The sequence below is a fragment of the Methanophagales archaeon genome, assembly GCA_021159465.1.
Classification (GTDB): domain Archaea; phylum Halobacteriota; class Syntropharchaeia; order Alkanophagales; family Methanospirareceae; genus G60ANME1.
Window position 1 is genome coordinate 1 of sequence record JAGGRR010000115.1, and the last position, 1,464, is coordinate 1,464.

A 1,464-nucleotide genomic window follows, 5' to 3' on the forward strand; every position below is an offset into this window, starting at 1 on the left:
GATATATTCTTCGCTGATACCTCAGCAGTTAACTCACCTCTCGTCAGTAAGATTGCAGTTGAACCGTCATCACTCTCACCTGACCTGATGGAATCAGGATAGGAGTATGCTTTCGGTCTATCAATATATGCCTTCAGGGTTACAGAACCCGGTACTCTAAATTCCGGTAAATCATCCGCTGCAGTGTCTATATCCTGACTGAACTCACCGTTCTCATCTATCACCAGATGATCCAGCTTGTTATATACCTTATCCTCCACAGCTATGGTGACGAAATGTCCCGTATTGGCATGCCCCTTTACCGTGAATTTCTGTCCGATGACGACCGTAGCGGGCACATCAAAAGTAACTGCTTTCTCACACACTGATATATCTGCGGTATCATAATCGCCTTTACAGACACCACTGGGAACCTCCACTCTTATTGTATACGAGCCGGTATCGGTGAATTTTACCGCATATAGCCTTATTCCATCCTCATCTATAGTGTCACTGAACCTGTAATACCTATCAATCCATTTACCCGAATCACTGGCAGGTGTGTCATAGACACCATCCATGAATCTCACATCACTGCTTGGACCACTGACGGTTATACTGTCCCCTGGTACACCTCTTACAGTCAGTTTCACCGTCTCGTTCTCTATGCAACTGGGCTTATATACTTCTATGGCTATCTCACATCTCCTTATCTTCAGACTCTTCTGAACACTGCGCACATCCAGTCCACATGCGTATTCAGATTTGGTCTTCACCTGGAACGTATAGTCACCTATCACCCATCCACTGGTCTTGAGTCCTACCGATTTGTTACCGTATGTCTGTTCCAAATAGCTCACAGTTATGTTTGTAAATTTCTGGTTATTTACTGAATCATACTTTATTTGTCCGTCAGGACCGATTATAACAAGGTCTACTCTATCCTCAGGCAAGAGATTTATACCACCGACATCCACCCAGAAGTTCGGAGTACCCGCAGCAATAGACGTTACCTCTTTATCTCCTACTTTCAATTTCAATGGCATTTTGAGCTCTTTGACTGAAAGATTTGTTGAAACAGTCCCATCAGTCGCTCTTAAAGTAAGCCATGTGCCCCAATCGATGTTGTACACTTTACCGTTAGTCCATGGCCCTGCATAATGATACCAGTGTCCCCTATCAAACTTCTCTACCTTAACTTTGGATGGGTCACTCCAAGCATTTGGTTCACCTGTCCCATTAAACTGTACATTCTGCCCCACCAGTACTGTCTCATAGAGACCTGCGCCGATGTGATTGAAATTATCACCTGTGCTTACTGCCATTACTATTACCGGTGGCATAACTGCGAACACGGCACCAATGATAATAGTAGCCATAGCGATGCCTGTTATCGCTTTTACTCTATTTTTAGTATCCATTTTTGCGTCTTCACCTCCTGAGTTTTGAAAATTGAAAAGCGCACTGCCCTTCGTTATTATATAT

The 1,464-nt window shown here is 43.8% G+C and carries 1 protein-coding gene; it reads right to left on the reverse strand.

Annotation, left to right across the window (positions count from 1 at the left end; translation table 11 throughout):
• Nucleotides 1-1,400, reverse strand: a 1,400-nt coding sequence (locus tag J7J01_05600) for a hypothetical protein (GenBank protein ID MCD6210351.1), incomplete at its 3' end; no start/stop codon positions are given.
• Between the last annotated feature and the right edge of the window lie 64 nt (nucleotides 1,401-1,464).